Annotated in this window: 22 protein-coding genes, 3 pseudogenes and 1 other annotated feature; of the genes and pseudogenes, 7 read left to right on the top strand and 18 right to left on the bottom strand. The window is 56.9% G+C overall.

The genetic code is table 11. The features are described from left to right. Position 1: 1 nt before the first annotated feature. The 10 genes from AC13C8_RS01215 to AC13C8_RS01170 all read right to left on the bottom strand — a co-directional run bounded on the left by AC13C8_RS01215 (position 2) and on the right by AC13C8_RS01170 (position 7609). Positions 2-223: a hypothetical protein gene (locus AC13C8_RS01215; protein WP_230802386.1), complete on the bottom strand. Its 222-nt coding sequence runs from the start codon at positions 221-223 to the stop codon at positions 2-4. Between the two features lie 9 nt (positions 224-232). Beyond that, positions 233-427: a hypothetical protein gene (locus tag AC13C8_RS01210; RefSeq protein WP_230802387.1), complete on the bottom strand. Its 195-nt coding sequence runs from the start codon at positions 425-427 to the stop codon at positions 233-235. 16 nt (positions 428-443) lie between these two features. Beyond that, entirely contained in the window at positions 444-1445 is a 1002-nt protein-coding gene (locus AC13C8_RS01205; RefSeq protein WP_482846115.1) for a hypothetical protein, read from the bottom strand. Positions 1446-1568: 123 nt separating this feature from the next. Then, positions 1569-1871 carry a hypothetical protein gene (locus tag AC13C8_RS01200; protein ID WP_230802389.1) on the bottom strand — a complete coding sequence of 101 codons (303 nt, stop codon included), beginning with the start codon at positions 1869-1871 and terminating at the stop codon, positions 1569-1571. Next, positions 1868-2341, bottom strand: a complete 474-nt coding sequence (locus tag AC13C8_RS01195) for a hydrogenase maturation protease (RefSeq protein WP_230802390.1) — start codon at positions 2339-2341, stop codon at positions 1868-1870. Before AC13C8_RS01195 ends, AC13C8_RS01200 begins: the two co-directional genes overlap by 4 nt. Further along, a complete protein-coding gene (locus tag AC13C8_RS01190) occupies positions 2341-2652 on the bottom strand; it encodes a hypothetical protein (protein ID WP_230802391.1) in 312 nt (103 codons plus the stop codon). The genes AC13C8_RS01195 and AC13C8_RS01190 overlap by 1 nt, the downstream gene beginning before the upstream one ends. A 13-nt stretch (positions 2653-2665) precedes the next feature. Next, positions 2666-3052, bottom strand: a complete 387-nt coding sequence (locus AC13C8_RS01185) for a hypothetical protein (RefSeq protein WP_230802392.1) — start codon at positions 3050-3052, stop codon at positions 2666-2668. Positions 3053-3119: 67 nt separating this feature from the next. Then, complete coding sequence (locus AC13C8_RS01180; protein ID WP_230802393.1) at positions 3120-4721, bottom strand: nickel-dependent hydrogenase large subunit; 1602 nt, start codon at positions 4719-4721, stop codon at positions 3120-3122. Between the two features lie 22 nt (positions 4722-4743). Further along, a complete protein-coding gene (locus tag AC13C8_RS01175) occupies positions 4744-5706 on the bottom strand; it encodes an NADH-quinone oxidoreductase subunit B family protein (RefSeq protein ID WP_230802394.1) in 963 nt (320 codons plus the stop codon). Between the two features lie 460 nt (positions 5707-6166). Next, on the bottom strand, positions 6167-7609 hold the full coding sequence (locus tag AC13C8_RS01170) for a sigma-54 dependent transcriptional regulator (protein WP_230802395.1): 1443 nt from the start codon (positions 7607-7609) through the stop codon (positions 6167-6169). A gap of 203 nt (positions 7610-7812) precedes the next feature. Here AC13C8_RS01170 and AC13C8_RS01165 point away from each other — a divergent pair, with 203 nt between their 5' ends. Then, the gene (locus tag AC13C8_RS01165; protein ID WP_482846114.1) at positions 7813-7962 is read left to right on the top strand and encodes a hypothetical protein; all 150 of its coding nucleotides are present in this window, start codon (positions 7813-7815) and stop codon (positions 7960-7962) included. A gap of 280 nt (positions 7963-8242) precedes the next feature. Here AC13C8_RS01165 and AC13C8_RS01160 read toward each other — a convergent pair whose 3' ends face one another. Then, positions 8243-8938, bottom strand: a complete 696-nt coding sequence (locus AC13C8_RS01160) for a hypothetical protein (RefSeq protein ID WP_230802396.1) — start codon at positions 8936-8938, stop codon at positions 8243-8245. 269 nt (positions 8939-9207) lie between these two features. On the opposite strand from AC13C8_RS01160, the gene AC13C8_RS01155 reads away from it, so the two are divergent. After that, a complete protein-coding gene (locus AC13C8_RS01155) occupies positions 9208-9453 on the top strand; it encodes a cobaltochelatase CobT-related protein (protein ID WP_482846113.1) in 246 nt (81 codons plus the stop codon). Positions 9454-9473: 20 nt separating this feature from the next. Here the strand turns inward: AC13C8_RS01155 and AC13C8_RS01150 are convergent, their stop codons facing one another. Next, positions 9474-10184 carry a glutathione S-transferase family protein gene (locus AC13C8_RS01150; protein WP_482846112.1) on the bottom strand — a complete coding sequence of 237 codons (711 nt, stop codon included), beginning with the start codon at positions 10182-10184 and terminating at the stop codon, positions 9474-9476. Positions 10185-10317: 133 nt separating this feature from the next. Next, positions 10318-11084: pseudogene (locus AC13C8_RS01145) on the bottom strand (IS256 family transposase); the annotation flags it as partial. Between the two features lie 489 nt (positions 11085-11573). On the opposite strand from AC13C8_RS01145, the gene AC13C8_RS01140 reads away from it, so the two are divergent. Both AC13C8_RS01140 and AC13C8_RS01135 read left to right on the top strand, forming a co-directional pair. Next, positions 11574-11759: a hypothetical protein gene (locus tag AC13C8_RS01140; RefSeq protein WP_482846111.1), complete on the top strand. Its 186-nt coding sequence runs from the start codon at positions 11574-11576 to the stop codon at positions 11757-11759. After that, complete coding sequence (locus AC13C8_RS01135; RefSeq protein ID WP_482846110.1) at positions 11749-13782, top strand: recombinase family protein; 2034 nt, start codon at positions 11749-11751, stop codon at positions 13780-13782. Before AC13C8_RS01140 ends, AC13C8_RS01135 begins: the two co-directional genes overlap by 11 nt. Here the strand turns inward: AC13C8_RS01135 and AC13C8_RS01130 are convergent. From AC13C8_RS01130 to AC13C8_RS01110, 5 genes and pseudogenes are all read right to left on the bottom strand, one after another. Continuing rightward, positions 13779-14847: pseudogene (locus AC13C8_RS01130) on the bottom strand (IS3 family transposase). The gene AC13C8_RS01135 and the pseudogene AC13C8_RS01130 sit on opposite strands and share 4 nt — an antisense overlap. A gap of 62 nt (positions 14848-14909) precedes the next feature. Continuing rightward, entirely contained in the window at positions 14910-15248 is a 339-nt protein-coding gene (locus AC13C8_RS01125; protein WP_482846109.1) for an Hpt domain-containing protein, read from the bottom strand. A gap of 11 nt (positions 15249-15259) precedes the next feature. Continuing rightward, positions 15260-16243 (bottom strand): response regulator, encoded by a 984-nt coding sequence (locus tag AC13C8_RS01120; protein ID WP_482846108.1) that lies wholly within the window; start codon positions 16241-16243, stop codon positions 15260-15262. Positions 16244-16471: 228 nt separating this feature from the next. After that, the gene (locus tag AC13C8_RS01115) at positions 16472-16861 is read right to left on the bottom strand and encodes a response regulator (protein WP_191285328.1); all 390 of its coding nucleotides are present in this window, start codon (positions 16859-16861) and stop codon (positions 16472-16474) included. Positions 16862-16890: 29 nt separating this feature from the next. After that, a complete protein-coding gene (locus AC13C8_RS01110) occupies positions 16891-18261 on the bottom strand; it encodes a sensor histidine kinase (RefSeq protein WP_482846107.1) in 1371 nt (456 codons plus the stop codon). 695 nt (positions 18262-18956) lie between these two features. Between AC13C8_RS01110 and AC13C8_RS01105 the strand changes: the two genes are divergently transcribed. From AC13C8_RS01105 to AC13C8_RS01095, 3 genes and pseudogenes are all read left to right on the top strand, one after another. Further along, positions 18957-19088 carry a hypothetical protein gene (locus AC13C8_RS01105; RefSeq protein ID WP_482846106.1) on the top strand — a complete coding sequence of 44 codons (132 nt, stop codon included), beginning with the start codon at positions 18957-18959 and terminating at the stop codon, positions 19086-19088. A 45-nt stretch (positions 19089-19133) separates the two neighbouring features. Further along, complete coding sequence (locus tag AC13C8_RS01100) at positions 19134-19826, top strand: IS6 family transposase (RefSeq protein WP_482846105.1); 693 nt, start codon at positions 19134-19136, stop codon at positions 19824-19826. Positions 19827-20395: 569 nt separating this feature from the next. Further along, positions 20396-21162 (top strand): annotated as a pseudogene (locus tag AC13C8_RS01095) (IS3 family transposase); the annotation flags it as partial. After that, positions 20677-20793: a sequence feature (AL1L pseudoknot), on the top strand. It overlaps the preceding pseudogene by 117 nt. Positions 21163-21305 lie beyond the last annotated feature (143 nt).

Raw genomic sequence — 21305 nt, 5'->3', positions numbered from 1 at the left:
CTTATGCGTATTTCAGGTCTTTGAACAACACGGGCTGAGCCGCGCCACCTGCCGCGCCTGCTGCAATGGCTGCTACCCAGATCGGTGCAAACAACCCGATGACAACACCGGCGATCACACCGACGCCCGCCCCCATCATCAACTGCCGCATCGCGGCCTTGTTGTCCTTGAAAAGCTTACCCGCAAAAAAAAGCTTTGCAGAATTCATCGCCATTCCCAGCATAGCGCCCTCCTAGATCAGCAAAAGAACAAGTGTGGTCACCACGACTGCGACGCCACCTGCAAGCCCGCCGTAAAGCGCGCCCATGTAGGTGGCCAGCTCTGTGCCCAGTGCATCTTTACCGATGCGCAGGCCCGATAAGGCCCCTGCACCCATGGCGGCGGCCAGGCCGGCGGCCAGGGCGACAACTATGACTATAGCGCTCAACTGTATTCTCCATTTTTCATTGTAATCCGCTCCGTTCCAGAATTGTCGATGGACCAAGGGCCGCGTTGAGTTCGGTGATGGCTTCGGTCACAGCCTGCGCCTTTTCACCGGCTCCACGCTTGGCGAAAACACCCCGGGCTTCTTCCAGCAAACGCACCGCTTCGGTCAGGTTGCCATAATTCCCACCATCGGGGTTTTGTGGGTCGTCAGGCAGGTTCGACAGGCAATTGGCCTTGTTCGCGATCGTGTTGGCGTACTCTTCCGGCATGTCGCGGATTGTGCGCACCTTGAGCGCCTCGTCATACGCTTCCAGTGCACGAAACCCGTTTTCCACCCGGTGAGACGAGGACACGTATTGCAGCGCGTTGCCCAGGTTGTTCTGCAGCATCGCGTACTCGTTCGGGTGATCGATCAGGTTGACCACCGTCAACGCTTCCTCAAAGGCCTGCACCGCCAGAGCTTCGCGCATCTTGCCGGACTGATCGGTGAACGGCATGGACAAGAACGCCGTGGCCAGATTGCTTTGCAGAATGGCGAATTCCTTCGGGTAGTTGGTTTTGTCGAAGGTCCTGAGCGACCGTTGATATGCGCTGATAGCAGGCTGGATTGGCAAAAGACGCATGCCTGCAAGCGTCTGGCAGATCAGGCCTAGGTTCATCTCGGCCTCGGCCACTTCAGCGTCCGACCCTTCCGCTGTCAGGGTTGCAAGCGCGGTCTCTATTTCGATTTTCGCTTCCTTGAGCTGTGTCGCATCTTCGGCGGGCACGGCCATCAGCGCGGTTGCCATACGCGCACGAATGCGGGCGACCCCCAGAACTTCGCCTTCCGGCGCTAGATCCATGGCGAGCTTGTAGAGATCGACAGCAGCAAAGATGTCTTCGGCACGTTCGGGTTTCTGCTGAAGCCCCATCGCGATTTCGATCAGCATCTCGGCCTTTTCGGCCTGAGTCGCTGCAGCCGTCTCGACCGCGGTCATGGCCGCCTGCACCTGCTGCTGAGCACGACTGATATTCGTCAAACCGTTTTCTCCCTCGAATCGAATTTGGTTCGATTTCCGTGTTTGACAGAGAAAAGCAGTCAAAGTGGGGGGCTGTCAACTTTCTTGTTTTATAGCAAACTTAGTTTGCATTTTTTCGTTGCGCTATTCCGACTTTAAAATCGCGCAAAGGGCGCCTTTATCGGCCTCCCACGCGACGGTCAGATCGTTGGATGCAAAGTCGAGAAGGTCCCGATCCTGAAACACATCGCGTGCCTGAACCACCCGATCACCCGCAGCATTCCGGACCTTCAAAAGGCACCCCCCGGCGGTTGCCTGATGGACGGGCATCACCATCAATTCTTCCTGTTGGATCAGTACGATGACCGCATCAATACCGCGGAAATAGGTGTCGACCACGGCACTGGGCAGATAGATCGCACCGTCCCTGATCGCGATCGTGCTCATGCCTGAGACCACGTATGGATCAGGTCGCGAATGCGGCCCTCAACGGTCCCCGCGGCGCGAGAAACCTCGTCACTCAATCCCAACCCGAGCTCCAGCGTTGCCGCCTCGATCAAAAGCACCGACGTCGTCTTGGGAAACGCATCGCCATAGATACGACGACCTGCGTAAAGCGCATGGTCCCATCTGAAATCATGCAGGTTCAGGCTGTTGTTTGGCGGCGCCTCGAGCACATCACCTGGGACCTCGAATATGGCACCCGGGGATCCTTCGGGGATCCGCGCATCGACAATGATCAAATGTGTCGCCCCGCGCGCACTGTACATGACCGACATACCGTCGGTTCCGCCGTCAAAAACCCGCGTGTGGTCCGGGACGCCGTTTTCTCGCATTTGAGCGATGAGATGCGGGCCGACGCCGTCGTCGCTTCGGTTCGGATTGCCGCATCCGATGACGACGATATCAAGCGGCATCAAATCCGCCATAGGCGGCAAGACCATTCCGGTTCAACCGGCACCATCAATTCCGGCAAGTCGCAGAATTTCGCATGTACCTTGTAGTACATGCAGGTCTCGCAGGGTTGCTCAATCTCGTCAGCCTCGATCGTGTGATCGGTGAACCCGGCGACAATCAGTTTCTTTTCCAGATCGTCGCCGGCCTCAACCTGCAGGCGCGCCACGATTTCATTGACTTCCTCGCTGGTCCCGGCACGTGGCCAAACCTCGGTTTCCAGACCCGAGGCCAGCATATCGGCAATTCTCGCGCGCACCTTTTCGTCGTCCATTTCTGCGCTCCCTTCAGATCCGCCAGAGGCGGCACCACCATTCCGGTTTTGCCGGAAGATCAAGCTCTGGCAGGTCGCACCAGCGCTTGTGTACCAGGTAGTACATGCATTCCTGGCACCGCATTTGGTCTTCGCCGTATGGCTGCAACAGCCAGCCCGAAATCACAAGTTTCTCGCGCAGTTGATCCGCGCTCAGGGGGCGCAACTGGTCAAGCAGCGCCCCGAATTCCCGATCAGTCTCCGGGAATGGCTCAACCTCGGTTTCCAATCCTTCTGCGAAATGGTCCTCTATCATTTGGATGAGCATTTCATGCCCCGCTTCGGCGGGTGTCAGGCCATACTTGTCTATGTAAGCTTGGCGCTGCTCTTGAGTTATTGATGCTTCCGGATTTTCTGACATTCAGCTCCCTCCCTAATTGCCGGATGTCGTCGGTCGGCAGATTTGATCCGCCGACCAAAAATAAACATCAGGCTGTTCGGAAGCGGGCCAGTTCGTCGCCTGTTTTGGCATCATGCGCATGAACGGTGCAAACTAGGCAGCTGTCATAGGATCGGCAAACGTGACCAACCTCAACCGGGTCCGCGCTGTTCTTGATCGGTGTGCCGATCAGCGCTTCCTCTATGGGCCCCCGATCGCCGTCGGATGTGCGCGGCCCAACATTCCAAGTCGTTGGCGCAATGATCTGGTAGTTGGCGATCTTGCCATCACGCACGTCAATCCAGTGGCACAATGCGCCGCGGATGGCCTCGGTTGCGCCCCAGCCCTGACCGTCTTTTTCAGTTGGCTTTATATACCATTCGTCGTTCAGTTTGAACTCGCGCAAATTGCGTTCGGCTTCGCGATAGAGAATGCAAAGCTCGTGCATGCGCGCAAAGTGCCGCAGCATCGTCGAGGCACCGCCCATCTTGCGGTACATATCAAGCACCAATCCGTCGCTGTGTTGGAAGTCATGGCCCGTGTCATTGCCCGCGATCAAGCGACGCGCGAGCGGACCTGCTTCCAGACGTCCGGCCTCTGCATGAGACACGGCCGTTGACCAGGAGTATTTGCCCTCGGGATCGATGGGGTTTTTGCTCACCGGGTTCGTGGTCCGGTCGAACGGGTGCACCCCGCCCGCCGCCTCGTCGTACCAGGCGTGCTGCGTGTCTTCGCGGACAAAAGACTGGTCCATCGGGCGGAATGTGTCGGATGCGCCGTCATAGATGCCCGATTTCATGATCACCGCATCTGCGCGGCCATCAATCGTGGGGTTCTGGTACTTGTCTTCATGCGGCAGATAGCCCCATGTGGTGAACCGGCCGTGGCCTTTGCCATACTGATCAAGGCCAATGTCCTTGGACATACGCCAGAACAGGCCCAGGTCCGAATTTGCGTGCTCCGGCTTTTCATCCAGCCACGCTTCGAATTGCTCCAAGGTCTGGATTTCTTCGTAACGCTCCATCGAGCAGCCCAGCCACAGCGGCTCGATCCAGTTCTGGCGGAAATGCTCAAGGATCGACCAGGCGCGGGTGATGTCCGTCAGGGTGGGCGAGCACATGACGCCGCCGGGCACCATGAAGGAGGAGTGCGGCCACTGACCGCCCAGAAGGGCGTAGATCTCGACCGGGCGGCCGGAGATTGTCACCCCCGCTTCATAGGATGTGCCGGTAAACGGGGAATAGCGTTTGACGGCTTCCTCATAAAACGGGCTCATCGCGTAATTTTCGTTGGTGTAATCGATCATCCACAGCCCGTAGTGGTGGCGGGGCAGGGATTGTAGCGATTCAACGATCTGGCCAAGGTTGCGTGCCAGAATAGCGTTGCGCGGTACCGTGGTGCCCCAGGCCGTATCCAGCGCCCAAGCTGCACAAGTCAGGTGCGACGCGCCGCAAATCCCGCAGGCGCGAGGCGTCACAACCAGACCCGCTTGGGGGTCCTTGTCCTTCAGGATGACTTCGAACCCGCGAAACATTTCCGCATGGGTCCAGGCGTTTGTCACAACGCCGTTTTCAATATCGACCCGGACATCCAGATCGCCTTCGACGCGGCCAACTGGCGAAATGTCGAGTGTTTCTACTGCTGCAGACATAATTCTCTCTCCCAAATCGCAGTTAGACTACGAAGATATCTTCTTCGGCCCAGGCCGGTGCCGCGCCTTTGGCGGCTGCGGTGAGCTTGATGTAACCCTTCTTGTCGACACCCTCGGGCATGTCCTTGGGAACCCCCATGACGGTTTGCGTCTTGAAGACAGTGCCCGGAGCCAGATCGAAGAATGGGAATTCCGGTTCAGTGCATCCAAGACAGGGCATGCCCGCACGGGTCTTTGACGAATGGCGGTTCCAAAGGATGCGGTTGCAAGGACTGTGTGTCATGGGCCCGCGGCAGCCCAGATCATAGAACAGGCACCCCTTGCGCTGGCCGAACGCCGTCGTCGACACCTTGTAGGCAAAGTGCATGTTGCGCGTGCACCCGGTCTGCGTGAAGGATGAAAAGAACGTCTTGGGGCGATGAAATTCATCCAGCGTTAGATCACCGGCACGGCCCGTAGCAACGGCAACGAGAATTTGCGTCACCCAATCGGGATGCGCCGGGCATCCCGGAATGTTGATCACCGGCAGACCGGATTTCGCCGCAAACCCTTCGCCCAATGCGCCACCCTTATCGCGCTTCAGGAACTGCAGGCCAACGCTTTCGGATGGGTTCGGCGCCGTAGCTGGGATGCCGCCATAGGTCGCGCAATCGCCGATCGCCACAACGAAATCGGCAACGGCCGAAAGCTCTTTCACCCAGTCTTTCATCGGGCGTCCGCAGAACCGGTTCCATTCGCCGGTGCCGTTGGGCGCGTTGATCACCGTGCCCTCGAACACGAAGATATCCAACTTGATCTCGCCCGAGATGCACTTTTCGACGATCTCTTTGACCTGGTCGCCCAGTTCAAGCCCAAGAGAGGGTTGCCAAAGCACGTTGATTCCGAAGTCGGTGACCAGATCACACGCACTTGGTTCCTCCGCATTCAGAAAAGACATCGTGTTGCCGGAACACGCACCCCCCTGAAGCCACAACAGATTTGCCATTTTCTTCCTCCCAAGGACCAGCATTTATTGCGGCGCATTCCGCAACCCAGAACCATGTCTTCTGCTTGGCATGAGGGCGAAAGGCGCGAGTTTGATGCTGCAATGTTGTACCGCGCCACGCAGTACTGCAAATCAACACATTTGGTCGGGGCGGCCTATTCTGGTAACAAAGTGCATACTGCAAACTAAGTATTCAGGGGCAATTGCAAACTTTGCTGACAGTCTAGGGGGCTCAACTCCGTCCCCCGCACACCGGGCATTCGGCTTCTCCAAAGTAGCTGTACCAGATCCCTTTACAATTCTTGCACCAATGTCCCTTGGCACCCGCGCCCGAACCAGACAAAGCCCGCGACAGGGCCGTCAGACCGAGATTGCGCGGTTCGGACCGGGTCTTTGACAGGCCGGATCTGGCATACGGGAATCCGATGACTTTATTGGCAGGCGTGTCATCGTCCATATCTTACCCTTTGCGCAGGCCGTATCGTTTTATCTTGTTCGCCAGCCCGACTCGCGACAGGCCCAACTCTTCTGCAACCTTGCTTTGGTTCCAGTGAAACGCCGCGAGCGCCTGGGTCAAGACGGCCTGCTCCAGATGTTCGACTTTGTCTTTGAGTGTCGCGCCAGATGTCAAAAACGCCGCGCTCTCGTGGTTCTCGATTGGCGTACGCGCGATCTTTTCCGATAAGTGCCTTAACGCAACATACCCACCCTGTTCCGCCACCGCGACCATGCGCTGAACTTCACTTTCCAGTTCCCGGACATTCCCTGGAAACGGATAGTGCTCCAGTTGTTTCAGGACGTCCGATGTGACGCCCAATACCCGCCGACCAACCACGCCTGCATATTTCTCAACAAAGAACTGCGTCAACACCGGGATGTCGTCAGTCCGGTCGCGAAGCGCAGGCAGTTCCAACTGAAACCCGCGCAGTCGATAATACAGATCACGGCGGAAACTGCCTTCTTCCACCATCTCTTCGATCGAACGGTTGGATGCCGCGATGATCCGCACGTTGCTGTGCAGGGTTTTATCAGAGCCGAGCGGTTTCACTTCGCCCTCTTGCAGAAAGCGCAGGAGGGCCACCTGAAAATGCGGTGACACTTCTGAGACCTCGTCCAGAAACACAGTGCCGCCATCGGCGGCCCGAAACAGGCCCAACCGGTCCGCAATGGCCCCCGGAAAGGCGCCACGCACATGGCCGAAAAGCTCGGAGTACAACGCGTCGTCAGACACACTGCCACAGTTCTGGCTGTGCATGGGCGAGTTCACGCGATCAGAGTTGAAATGAATGGCGCGCGCCAAAAGCTCTTTGCCGGTGCCTGTCTCGCCCCGGATCAGCACAGGCATGTCCGTCGAGGCTGCAACTCTCGCTTCGGCGACCAATTCGGCCATCTTGGGGCTTGAGTAGACCAACCTCTCAAAGCGTGAAACACCCCCCTGGACCGACCCTCCCTCTTCGTCCGCGAAAATCTCATCGTCCAGCGAAAGCTTGAGCTCTCTGCTCAGAATCCGGTGTCGGCGCGACAGCTCGGCATGTTCCAGGGCGCGCTTGACGACTATGCGGATCTGCTGCTCTTGCACCGGTTTGGCGAGATACAAATAGGACGCCGTATCTTCACATAGCTGCGCACCACGGCTCAGTTCATTTTTTTCGCAAACGACAATTCGCCAACACGCGGTATGAGACAAGCGAGACCGCACCAAAGCGTTGTCCGGTCCAATATCATCCTCATCGAAATCATAAAGAATGAGGTCCACGTTCACTTCATTCAGGCGGCTCTTTGCGGAATTGTCATCCTCGCAGAAGATCAACCGGTACCCATCCAACTCGCTCAGGGCGCTTGAAGCGGCCAAGGTCAAAGCCTTGTCCTTCGATTTGATAAGAACCGTAGAAATATTGGACAAGGTGCTAGGATCTCCGTCGCCGCTAGTGTTTGCTGGATCAGTATCAGCAAACCTTCTTTGCATAAAGAGAACTATTTATGCAAGTTTTGGCTGCAATCTGGCTGTGGAGCGCAAATCCAACGCTGCTTTGCCAGTTGTGAGCATGGCGCGTAACGTCGTGTCGCTGCGTTCCTCGGTAATTGCCTTCCAGCTCTCGCTCTTCTGTGAAAACCTTCACGGAACGCTGGATCACATCGAAGCAAGAAATCTATGACCTTGTCGAGCAACCGCTATGGCAACTTGAGCGGCACAGCAAGACAGGGCTGGCCGCATCTGCCAGCAATGTCTACGCAAGCGAAAACCGCGTAGCATGAATCCGTTCCCCGCGGATTCCCGCTCTGTGCAGCAAAGGATCGATCAGATGATGCTCGTACGGACCAAGGTCAATGACGGGTTTGGCGACATCTGTTGCAACGCAGCGAAACACTCGCTGCAAGTGCAATCAGATGCTGCGCAAGCAATAGCCGCACTAGCGAAAGGCGGGTTTGTCCTGCTCTCCGGACAAACGCACCGAAAGCAGCGAAGGGCCGGTATTTGAACAACTCAGCACGCTAAAATTCTCGCAGCATGATGGCAAAGCTGTCTTTGTCAGCGCTAGTAGTTCACCTGTTCGAAGCCGTAGTTGCCCTCATAGTCACGCCAATCGACGAAGACAGATCGGTGATAGATACCCGGGCAATTCTGGCCCCAACGTTCAAGTCCCACATGGGCCTCGGGCAGGGCAGTTATGGAAGATCGCTGCCATGAGAAATCGCCTTGGGTCCCGTAGGTGCCGAGGACCACGGTCGCGCTTCGGTTACAATCCCCATCGCGCCCGGACTCGTGCTGTCGTGCATACCGTACATCGAAGACGCGGATGGACCGCACGAAATTGAACTCTGGCCCGCTGATATCGATGTCCGCGCGGTCCTGAACAAGCCGAAGGGTGAAGTCTGTGGGAACGAGATTATCTACTGGCAAGGATTGGAGCGGTCGACGGTTGTCGGTCCGGTACAAGGCTTCAATTATGCGGTCAGCGTTGTTTGATTGCCGATCGCTCTCATAGGACGCGCCCATGGGACAGCGCCAGATTTGCAGCGGCGGTTCCACTGGCCAAGGCGTAATCCGCCGGATGAACTCGGCGCGGGCTCGGGCGCAAGGGACGGAAGCGGGCCAGCCGCCAGACAGGCACAAGAGGATCGCGCAATCGATCGGGTAGGTCTGCGCGCGGGCGGGTGCCGGCAGCGAAAAGCTTGTCACGGCCAAAGCGACTGCGACCGAGGGGAGGAGCTTCTTGAGTAAATGGCGCATACTGGGGGACCTCCGTGAGAGGAGTTCAGCATACATACGATAATATACTATCGCAACGCAAAATATAAAGCCGCATAATGAAGTTTATGTTAACTAAGCTCGCGATTCGTCTTACGTCCGTGAGCCTATCCGCCCGGAGATCCTGCGAGATGTCGCGGATGTTGACGAAATCGAATGCCTGCGGATGGGGATGAAGTCAGATTGGCGATCCATCAAGGCCTTCAACAAGGACCGGTTTGAGGAGAAACAAATCCGATTGCCTCAAAAATATGCATGAGTGTCGTGCTGATGCCTGCGTCTTCTGGAACGAACGACGACACGAACCGCTTGATCGTCATCTGCGCGAGGTGATCGCGCAGTTTCCCTCCACTGGTGGCATCGATCTCTGTGCCATTGGCATCCGCCACGATGTCTCCGACTATTACAAGGTCAGTCGACAGGTCGACCAGATCCCCGATCTGGCCGATGCGATTGTCGGCCTTCTGGACCGATACCTTGTTTCCGGCGGGCGATGAGACGCGCATGACGACCCTCGCTAGGCCGCCGCCAACCGCGCCCGGTCGTGCGGGCGGTTATAGTTCAGAATCGGCCCATTGGGCGCAACTTGAGTCGGATTTATGGTACGTTGGCTGACGTAATAGTGCTCCTTGATGTGCCGGAAATCCACGGTCTCGGCCACGCTCGGGGTCTGGTAGAGATCCCGCATGAAGTTCGAGATGTTGGGGTAATCCTCGATCCGTTTTAGGTTGGTCTTGAAATGCCCGTGATAGACCGCGTCGAACCGGATCAGCGTGGTGAACAGGCGCCAGTCGGCCTCGGTCTGGGTGTCACCGATCAGGAAGCGGCTTGTGGCGAGGCGGGTCTCAATCTGGTCGAGCGCTGCGAACAGGCTTTCGAAGGCCTCTTCGTAAGCGGGTTGTGTGGTTGCGAACGCGGCCCGGTAGACGCCATTGTTGATGCGCGGGTAGACGAAATCGTTGATGTCGTCGATTTGCCCGCGCAGGGGCGCGGGGTAGAAGTCCAGCGTGTTTCCGGTCAGATGGTCAAAGGCCGAGTTGAACATCCGGATGATCTCGGATGACTCGTTGCTGACAATGGTGTTGGTCTTCTTGTCCCACAGCACGGGGACGGTGACGCGGCCGGTATAGTCCGGAACCACGCTGGTATAGACCTGATGCAGGAAGTCGTGCCCGCCGATGGGGTCGCCGCCGGTTTCCTTGTCGAATTCCCAGCCGTTTTCCAGCATGTGCGGGGGCATTGTTACGTTAACAGTTTCAGATTTGCAGATTTGTTGGAAAGGGCATAGGTGGCATGAGCATCACCGATGGGGAGTGTCATGAACTCTGTGTATCTGGCCCGGCCCATGCGGTTTTAGATACTCAAGCGTCGAAGCGCTCGCCGAACATTGTGGCGAACTGGTTGCGGGTTGCAAACCATTCCCGGACATTTCGGCCGTCCTTTTCGAATTTGCGGATAGCGAGGTAGATTAACTTGGTCGCGGCCTCGTCGGTCGGGAACGAGCTCCGCGTCTTGATGGATTTCCGGATCACCCGGTTCAGGCTCTCGATGGCGTTCGTGGTGTATATGATTTTCCGGATTGCCGGATCGAAGGCAAAGAACGGGATCACCTCCTACCACGCCCGGCGCCAGGCCGGGGCGATCGAGGCGTATTTCCCGGCCCATTTTTCCTCGAAGGCATCAAGTTCGGCAGCGGCCAGATCGGCGGTTGCGGCCCCGTAGATCCGGCGCAGATCGGCGGCCACGGCCTTGCGGTCCAGAAGTTCAGGCTGTGACGCACCAGATGCACGATGCAGGTCTGAACCATGGCATCCGGGAAGGCGGCCGTGATGGCTTCGGGAAAGCCCTTGAGGCCGTTTACAACGGCGATCAGGATGTCCTGCAGCCCCCGGTTCTTGAGTTCGTTCATCACCGAGAGCCAGAACTTCGCCCCTTCGTTCTCGGCGATCCAAAGGCCGAGAACCTCGCGGCTGCCGTCGCGGGTGACGCCGAGGGCCACGTAAACCGCCTCGTTCTTGACCGTCCGGCTATCGGCGTCGCGGATCTTCACCCGTAGTGCGTCAAAAAGCACGATGGGATACATCCGGTCCAGCGCCCGGCTCTGCCATTCCCGGACCTCGTCGAGCACGTGACCTGCTCCCCTTGGAGTCCGCTCTTATTGGTTAGTTCTGTTCAGGGTTTGGTCCTCTTCTGACCGTTGGTGATACTCCCGCGGGGTGAGCCCGTCGAGGCTCGAATGTGGGCGGTGGTGATTGTACAACTAAACGCCAGAACACCCACGTTACCGAGTGCCGCGAGGTTCTTTATCGATGGCATCCCTGGTTTGGTCGATTGGTTCATGTCCATCAGATGATCGACAAGCCTGGCGATGCGGTGTTTCGGTGCAATCTTACCGGTCGCCGGTCGGACCGGCTTCTGGAAGTCCCGGCATGGATGTTTGACCGGGCCGCATGTGTGGCTTGCCGTCGGGTCGATATGGCGCATGTGGGCCTGGACACCCTGACGTTCCTTGCGGAGTTGGTCTGTGATGCTGGCTTCACCTCGCTTGATAAATCCGCCTCCTCATCGCGCGCTGGCGCAGCATTGGACTCTGAACCCACGATTCGGAGGTCGGCCAATGCCGCGCAAAATGGCGACGACGCAACTCGAGCTGTTCCCGGACACCCAGTCCGCGCCCGTGACACAGACACCGCCTTGGCAAAGCCTTCCCGGCGACACGCAGCAAACGCTCACACGGTTGATGGCACGCCTGATTGCAGAACACGCCAGCGCGGCGGACAGGGGGAGCGATCATGAAGCATGAGAAGATTGGCCCGCAGCATTTGGATCGCAAGGCGATCCTTTATGTCCGCCAGTCATCGGCCCACCAGGTCCTGCACAACCGGGAAAGCAGCGCCCTGCAATATGCCATGCGGGAGCGGCTTTCGGATTTGGGCTGGAGCCGGATTGAGACCGTGGATGACGACCTCGGCCGTTCTGCCGCCGGCGGTGTCGCGCGGGAAGGCTTTGACCGGATGATCGCCGATGTTTGTCTCGGCAAGGTCGGCGCCGTCGCGGCGCGTGAAGTATCCCGCTTTGCGCGCAACAGCCGGGACTGGCAGCATCTCATCGAGATGTGCCGTGTCGTCGACACTGTGCTGGTCGATCAGGAAACGGTTTATGCGCCACGCGATGGCAATGACCGGCTGCTTTTGGGCCTGAAGGGCAGCCTGAACGAATACGAGCTCGATCTTCTCAGACAACGATCCCTCGCGGCACGCCACGAGAAGGCACGGCGCGGCGAACTTGTCGTCGCCGCCCCTGTCGGCTTCGTAAAGGCCGGGGACCGGCTTGAGAAAGACCCGGATCGCCGCGTGCAAAAGGCCATAAGTCTGGTATTCGACAAGGTCGCCGAGCTGGGAAGCGCGCGGCAGGCCCTCCTGTGGTCCCTCGAACATGGCCTTGAACTGCCCAGCTTGCGCAAACAGGGTGAGGTGGTCTGGCGCCGCCCGACCTATGCCACCATTCATCGCATGATCGTCAATCCGGCCTATGGCGGGGCTTATGCCTATGGCAAAACCCAGGCATCGCCAGGGTTCGGGACATCGGCCGTTCGCAGGAAAGACCGCGAGGAATGGCTTGCATTGAAGCCGGGCGCGCATGAAGGCTATGTGAGTTGGGAACGGGCAGAGGCGATCCGCAAGATGGTCAGCGACAATGTCCCTCAGAGCCGGCATCACGGCGCAGCCAAACATGGAGCCGCCCTTTTGGCCGGGCTGCTGCGCTGTCGGCGCTGTGGCCGCAAGCTGACGGTTCGCTACACCGGCAAGAAGCATGATATCCCGCGTTACTCCTGCTGGCGCGGTCTCCTGGACAATGGCGAGGCGCGCTGCATCGCTTTTGGCGGATTGCGGGTCGACGATGCCATCGAACAGGCGCTCCTGCAGGTGGTCAGTCCCGGTGCCATCGCCGCGGCGGAGGCGGCCGCCCGGCAAGCGGCGCGTCAGCGGGATCAGGTTCGCGATGCGCTCTGTCGCGACCTTGAGGCCGCGCACTACGAGGCAAACCGCGCGTTTCGGCAGTATGATGCATCCGATCCCGAGAACCGCCTGGTGACCGCCGAACTGGAGACTCGCTGGAACCGGGCACTCACGCATGTCCAGGAGATCGAGAACAAGATCGCTCACCACGATACGGTCAACCCGACGGGGACAGCATTGCCGGTGGACGACCTGACGGCCTTGGGAACCGATCTCGAACGCGTCTGGTTCGCGCCGATGACGGATGCCAGGTTGAAGAAGCGCATCGTCCGCACGGTGATTCGGGAAGTGATGGCCGATCTTGATGACGATGCGTCGGAGATCGTCCTGCTGGTTCATTGGATGGGCGGTGCCCATACAGAGCTTCGCCTGCCCAAGCGCCGCCGAGGACAGCGCAACGCCACCTCTGCAGATATTGTCGAGGCCGTCCGCCAGCTTGCGCGGATCGCCAGCGACGATGTCATCGCCGGCGTTCTGAACCGGAACGGTCTCGTCACCGGCAACGGAAACCGCTGGACCAGGGAGCGGATCACAGCGCTCCGGTCCTACCGCAAAATTCCGGTGTTCAAGCCCGATCCCGGCGGCCTCGATCCCTGGCTCAACCTATCCAGCGCGGCCAAGCTGCTCGGAGTGGCCCCAAAAACGTTGCGGTTGGCAGCGGAAGCAGGTGAAATCGAGGCGGACCATCCGCTCGCCGACGGGCCATGGGTATTCGAGCGCGCGGAACTGTCAAAAACGGCGTCCCAACAACTCAGGAAACGGGCGCAGAAAAACCCCAAACACCCCGCGGTATCGCACCCGGATTAGCAAAACCTATTTTCTTCAATAACATAGAAAGATGGGCGCAATGAAGCAGAGTTGTAGTCGTCGCGCCATGCCGCAACTATGCGGCAGGCATGGCGCAAAGACGGGAACAGGTGCTCGTTTAGGCATTCCTCGCGCATCCGCCCGTTGAAGCTCTCGACCAAGCCGTTTTGCATGGGTTTGCCCGGTGCGATGTAGTGCCACCCGACTTTGCGGTTTTCCTGCACTTGAGCATCGCGTTGCTGGTCAGTTCTGTTCCATTGTCGCTGACCACCATGCAGGGATAGCCACGCAATTCTGCAATCCGATCCAGCTCACGGGCGACGCGCGTGCCGCCGATGGATGTGTCCACGACAGCCGCCAGGCATTCCCGGCTGAAGTCATCGATGACGTTCAACACCCGGAACCTTCGCCCGTCTTCCAGCGCGTCTGACATGAAGTCGAGCGACCACCGCTGGTTTGGCCCCTGCGGGATTGCCATGGGCGTCCTGGTGCCCACAGCGCGCTTGCGTCCGCCCCGTTTACGGACGGTTAACCCTTCTTCGCGATAGAGCCGGTAGAGCTTCTTCCAGTTCACCTCCCAGCCCTCCCGCTTCAGCAGGATATGCAGGCGGCGATAGCCAAACCGGCGCCGCTCGGACGCCAGTTCCTTCATCCTGGCCCGCAGCTCGGTGTCCGCCGGCCGCTTCGACTTCCGCCGATACACACGCGGATCGATCCCGGCCAAGGCGCAGGCCCGTTTCTGATTGTAGCCCTTGGTCTTCATTGCCCAGTCCACGGCGTTCCTCCTCGAACCGGGCTTCAGAAGTTTTTTCCAAGCATCTCTTTCAGCGTGGCGACATCGAGCATCTGCTCTGCCAGCATCCTCTTGAGCTTCGCATTCTCGGCTTCCAGCACCTTCAGACGCCGCGCATCAAACACCTCCATGCCGCAATATATTGAGCGCCAGTTGTAGAACGTCGCATCACTGATCCCATGCTTGCGGCAAAGCTCTTTCGCGCTCAACCCGGCCTGGTGTTCCTTCAAGATGCCAATGATCTGCTCTTCGCTGAAACGGCTTCTCTTCATCGTCTGTCTCCTTCGTTGGAGAACAGGCTAACCTCAAAGCAAGGACTTTTCAGGGGAGCAGGTCAAAGGTCCTTTATGTAATTAAGCAATCCTTCGACCAGTGAAGCCAACTCTTCAGTCTCGTCCCTGCTTTTTGTCGTCGCCTGATCCAGCTTCGCAGCCGTGATCTCCACTTGCTTTGCGTTCTCGCCCAATTGCTCAAGGCCTATCGTGCCAGCGAGGCCATATATCCGGTGAGCCCTTTCCTTTATCTTTACGATGGCATGCGCAGCATCCTGATCGGTTTCGATACAATTAAGAAGGTTGCTGAAGTGCTCGAGATGTTGGTCGAGACTTCGCAGATACTTCGCTTGGATGCTGATGATTGCGTCATTCAGCGCGGTATGATCTGTCGATTCCATATTTGACACTCTTATCTTAGGGTAAGCAGACCGTTAATTCGGTCCCAGATACTTGGCTTCGTTGAAGTTGGTTGAGCAGTGCGGCCATTTTGATCTGCGGATGCAATGGCGTCATCAATCAACTGCAAGGGATTTCGGGAAGCCAGGATCGACATCGTAACCGGCTCTCCCATGATGATCTGGATTATATCGTGGTCTGCGGCCTCAAACTCATCAACACTTGCCTGTATTCGCTGCGCCAGATCATCAAGCGCGCTCGAAATGATACGCTGGGTAACGCAAACAAATCGGCCGCGTCCACAATAGGCCAAGAGATAGCTTCTACTCTTCATATTGAGCGCTATCGCGTCTGCCACATCCACAAGTGTCATGTAGATGTCGCTCAAGCTGGAGCGCGACCAAAGCCCCTCGAAATCACGTATAGCGAACCCGATAACCGTTGATTGGAAGATTTTGCCGCGAGACAGTTGCAGGAGATAGTTTTCCAGAACCAACTTATCTATTGCCCCTGGCACTTCGTCAATGGTTACAGCATCGTCAATCGAGAAGCTGAATGCCTCACCGACCTTGTTTCTAAGCGATTGAAGCTCGCGTGCCGATCCGGTTGCAATCCGTTGCTCCTTCACCAGTTTCTCGGCCAAACGGATTCTTGTGCCAAGCTCCAGCGGATCGAATGGTTTGCTGATGTAGTCTGTTGCACCTGCGGCAAACGCACGATCAATATAGGATCGGTCTGTCATCGCCGTTATCATGAGTATCGGGCATGTCTTGTAGTGAGGCAGTGCCCTGATAACACCACAGAGTTCGATTCCATCCATTTCCGGCATCTGAATATCTAGCAGAATGCAGTCAAATGGAGACGTTGCATTCGAGATTTCCCGTAGTGCAGCCGTGGCTGAGTTCACGAGAGTATGCTCGACAAAGCCGCCAGCCTTGAGAATTGCTTCGAGCAGTTCCAGCACATACTTGTCATCGTCGACGGCAAGGATTTTCAATTTCTCGTCTCCCAGTCGTTCCTACGAAACTCTCGATATCGCATAGGTGATTCCTAAACCCAGTATTCGGAGTGGCTACCACTTTTCCATGTTAGGTTGTAGGTGGGAATTGAGGCTGCAATTTGGCAGTGAATAATGTTTGAGGGAGTTGAGGTCGCTATTTTTGAGAACCTTAGCCGGGTTCAGAAGCTGGTAGACCCAGCAGTTGGAAATTCCTGATTGCTGACGCTATTCAGCGGCGGCTCGATGCCAAGCTGCGTGTAACAGGGTGGGCAACCCAACCGGATCAAAGGGTTTGGCTATTACGTCGAGCGCACCCAGTTGTTTGAGCATCACTGAAACGTCGTTTTGGACTTTAGCTGTCATGAAGATCACCGGCACTTGTTCAAGGCCCGGTAGACGACGCAACTCCGTCCAGGTTTCTTCCCCGGTCATCCCCGGCATCATCATGTCCAGGAGGAAAAGGTCTGGCTGGAAGGCCAATGCACTGGCTATTGCTTCTTTGCCAGAACTACATGACTGCACAGTTAACCCACCTATGGAACAGAGAGACAGCTCCACAATCGTTCTTATATCCGCGTCATCGTCGACATGCAGGATTCTTTGCAGCTCGGTCATATCGGAGTTGTTCCTAGGTTGTTTAGCACTCAGTCGGGTAGTGTCTCAAACTCAAGTAAAAACGTGGTGCCGACGCCAACAACGCTTTCAAAGTCTATACTCGCACCGTGTTTGTCGAGGATGCGTTTTGTGATGTGCAACCCAAGGCCCGTTCCCCCAAACTTCCGCGTATCGGAGGCGTCGAGCTGCGAAAACGGTTTGAACAGTTTATCCCTTGCCTCTTGAGGAATCCCTATACCCTGGTCCGCGACGCGAATAATGGCCATTCCGCCTTCCTTCTCTGCCGAGACGCGGATGATGTCTCCTTCGTCAGAGAACTTAATCGCGTTCGAGAGCAAGTTCGCCATCACCTGGAGCAGGCGTGATTTATCGCCAAGGATCATGAGCACTTCACCAGAGGTTTCGAAAACAACCTCAATCCTTGAATTCCGCGCATAATGAGAAATGGCATCAACTGCTTCTTGGACTATTTCTTCGAGATTCACCGCTTCTAACTGCAGGTCAATCTGACTGGTTTCCATCTTTTGAAGATCCAGAAGCTCACCGATAAGAAGAAGCAGACGATCCGTGTTTCGTTGCGCCATGTCCAGCAAAGGCGATAACTCGGCAGGTATCTCGCTCGCCGCGCCACTTCTCATCAGGTCAAGTGACCCCTTGATCGACGTTAACGGCGTGCGCAGTTCATGGCTCACGGTAGAGAGAAATTGCGACTTCGCTTCAGACGCTCTCATGGCCCGGTCGCGTTCCAGCTTCAAACTCTCGAACTGGCGCATATTCTTCCTGTAGAGATCAACAAATATCCGCGAACAATCCACTATGAAATATAGAACAAAGCCGACCGTGATGAACTGCAGCCAAAGATAGGAGTGTATTGGTGGTCGGACGACAATCAGGTCGCGCGCGGGAATGAAAATGAAAGCAAGACCGTAGATCACCAGCTTAATGAGAAGGAGTTGTGGAATCTGGTGATTGTTGACGGCGGCAAAAAGCGCTGCGGCAAACAACAGGAACAGGGGCGTGAAATGAAGGGCTGGACCCTCTGACCACGACATTACTATTGCAAATGAAGCGATTGCCAGCGTGCTTAGAATTTGGCTCATGATGACCAGAGCGAGATATTTTCTAGTCTCTCGAACGCTGCCACCTTTCCAAACGATCACTTTTTTGGAAATGCAAAGGTCGGTCGCTTCCGCAAGCAGGAGGAACAAATAGCATATGGAGGCAAGGAAGAAGTCGAAGTAGTAAGCCGTTAAAAGGGCAACGCCTGCGAACATCGCCTGCCGTTGCCAGAACAGGTTCATACCAACTTTGACAAAGTCTTTCAGCTGATGCTCTGACCGGATTTTCTGGAGCCGCTTTCCACTGCCAGGCTTGTCCGCAAGCACCACGAAGTCACGCATGGGTATACGCTTTGCCAACCAGATCAATGGCGTTTTCAAAGATATGTTCATGCCGCTGACCGGTCCTGCAGAATGTTCTCTAAGCTGGGCGCAAGAGCTTCCCGTTTGATGTCGATTTGCAAGTTCGCGCCCTCCTGAGTTCAGCGGTCTATATGGACACCTGAAATTTCAACCTGCCAGCGCTCTGCTACGTTGCGGGGCGTGTCGCTGTATGAGCATGGTGTCAGACAAGGAGGCTGTTTCATGCGTCAGTTTACAGTATTCCGTTCACCGCACTGTATATGATAAATTGTGGGCAATGTCGTCAATACAGTTATGGGTTGATTTCTTCATCTGTGCCGAGTGTGTTTCCGTCTATGGATCGAGTTCCTGTATCAGTCATTGTTTTGCCTGGGTAGTGTCGCAAACTTTCTGGCGAACATTGCGTTTGGATGCGGCTCGGTCCAAAGGTTGCGGCTTGCTGGGCAAAGACCGGAGTTGAGACATTGATCAGTTTTAAGGTGCGCACTATCCGAAATTCGTGATCTTGTATGGGGTCAATTTCTATGTTCGGTTTGGCGTCTCATACCGCGACCTCGAAGAGGGAGATTGCCAACGTAACCGCGCCATTGGCACCGCCTGCCTGACGCTTGGGCGATCATCTAAGACACGTCGTTAAAGACGTCGTTAACGACGTGTCTTATGCGGGGTCATCGATGCGTGGTGAAATTCTTGGGGCGGAGCGGCGGCGTTTCTGGCGAAACGAGGACAAGCTCGAGATTGTCATGTCGGTTGGGATCGACGGGGCAACGGTGACACAGGTGGCGCAGCGGGCATTGTCACATTAACTCGGACCTGTTGGAAGCTTTGGAGATTTTGCGTAGTTGCGGCGCATGAGCATGATCGTCAGCTACAAGCGCCACCGTTTTCCACCAAAGATCATCGCGCACACGGTTTGGCTGTACTTCCGGTTCAACCTATCCCTGCGCGAAGTCGAGGAAATGCTGCTGAAGCGTGGCATTGATGTTTCCTACGAAACGATCCGGCGTTGGGTGGCGAAATTCGCCCCGCAGATCGCCCGAAACTTGCGCCTGCGGCAGGCGCCTGCGGGGGACGCTTGGCATCTCGACGAAGTTGTGGTGACGATTTCCGGGCGGAAATTCTGGCTCTGGCGCGCGGTTGATCAAGAGGGGATCGTTCTGGAGGAAATTCTGCAATCTAAGCGCGACAAGCGTGCCGCAAAGCGTTTTTTGAAAGCCTTGATCAAGCAGTTTGGCCTGCCCAAACGGATCGTCACGGACAAACTGCGATCCTACGGTGCGGCCAGACGCGAGATCGCGTCCGGCCTTGAACATCGCTCCCATAAAGGCCTTAACAATCGGGCCGAAAACAGCCATTTGCCGTTTCGAAAACGAGAGCGGTGCATGCAAGGATTTCGCTCTCCGGGCGGGTTACAACGGTTTGTAGCATGTCATTCTGCCACCAGAAACCGCTTCTCGATACCTGCCCGCCGCCGTTCGGCAATCGAAACACGCTATCACAGGATAGAGGCCTTCGACGCCTGGAAGGAGGCTGCGAGCATCTGACGCTCAAAGACCGGCCATCTATTCGCGGGTGGCAAGTTAAGTTGACAACACCCGAAGAATGGACTGTGCAGCGTGCGCGATACATGACGCTTCCGTCATGGGGCTTTAGTGGTCAAGCCGGAATCGGCGCAAAAATTCCGCTGCGCTTCACCAGTGTGGCTGCAGCATATGAGACGCGGGGGCGCGGAGACCGTAAATCTCGGAGCGCTGCCCGCGTCGCACCCCCCGCAAGGTTGTCCATATTGCTCTGTACTCCTTTAGCAGCAACGAAGCTTGCAATCTCAGCCCTCACACCGGTGTCATGCTTCCGTCCGTGGTTGGCACGCAGGGCCACCTACATGATGTCGGTGAGATCGGTTCCTGGATGCCTATCTGGAAAACGCGCTCGAACGGATTGCTCGGCGGCGGCGTCATATCCGGCGTTGCCAGGAACCGCGTCCCGGTGGGGACCTCGTCTTGGCAGGCTGAATCCTGCCAGGAGCTGTTGTACCTCCTCTTTCCGATTGTGCCGCAAGGTGAACCGCGCCGGGTTTGCGGGAGGCTCCAACTCTTGAGTAGGATGGAGCATCATGAGCAAGACGACGAACAAGTATTCCCCCGAAGTGCGCGAGCGTGCCGTTCGCCTGGTTGTAGACAATCCCGGGCAGCATGAGAGCCGTTGGTCGGCGATAGTGTCGGTGTCAGCGAAGATTGGTTGTGCGGCGAACACGCTGAACGACTGGGTCAAAAAGGCGGAGGTTGATCGTGGCGACCGCGCCGGTGTGACCACCGAGATGGCTGAGAAGATGAAGGCACTGGAGCGGGAAAACCGCGAACTGAAGCAGGCCAATGAGATCCTTCGCAAGGCGTCGGCATATTTTGCTCAGGCGGAGCTCGACCGCCGGTCCAGGACATGATTGCCTTCATCGAAGAGAACCGTGAAGCCATCGGGGTCGAGCCGATCTGCAGGCACCTGCCGATTGCCCCGTCCACGTTCTACGATCACATGGCCAAACGGGCGAACCCTGACCTGCTGTCAGGTCGCGCCAAGCGGGACAAGGCTTTGCGGCCCGAGATCGAACGTGTCTGGGAACAGAACTACAAGGTCTACGGCGTTCGCAAGGTCTGGCACCAGATGCGCCGGGAGGGCTTCGATGTGGCCAGATGCACGGTGGCGCGGCTAATGAAGGATCTGGGCCTGGAGGGCGTCATTCGCGGCAAGAAAGCCAGAACGACAATACCTGACAAGGCGCAGCCATGCCCGCTGGACAGGGTGAACCGCCAGTTCCGCGTGCCTGCACCGGACATGCTCTGGGTCAGCGATTTCACTTACGTGGCGACATGGCAGGGCTTCGTTTAGGCCCCATCGGAAGGTTTCTTCGTAGAACCACGCTAAGGAAGAACGAAGCATAAACATGGCTTATGGCGTGGTGTTTCTGATCACCTTGTAAGCTGTTGATCTGCCTATGCCGAGGTGTTTTGCGGCCTGGGCGACGGATT

The sequence above is a fragment of the Aliiroseovarius sp. B-4 genome, from assembly GCF_056857795.1.
This window is presented reverse-complemented; position numbering and strand designations above follow the sequence as displayed.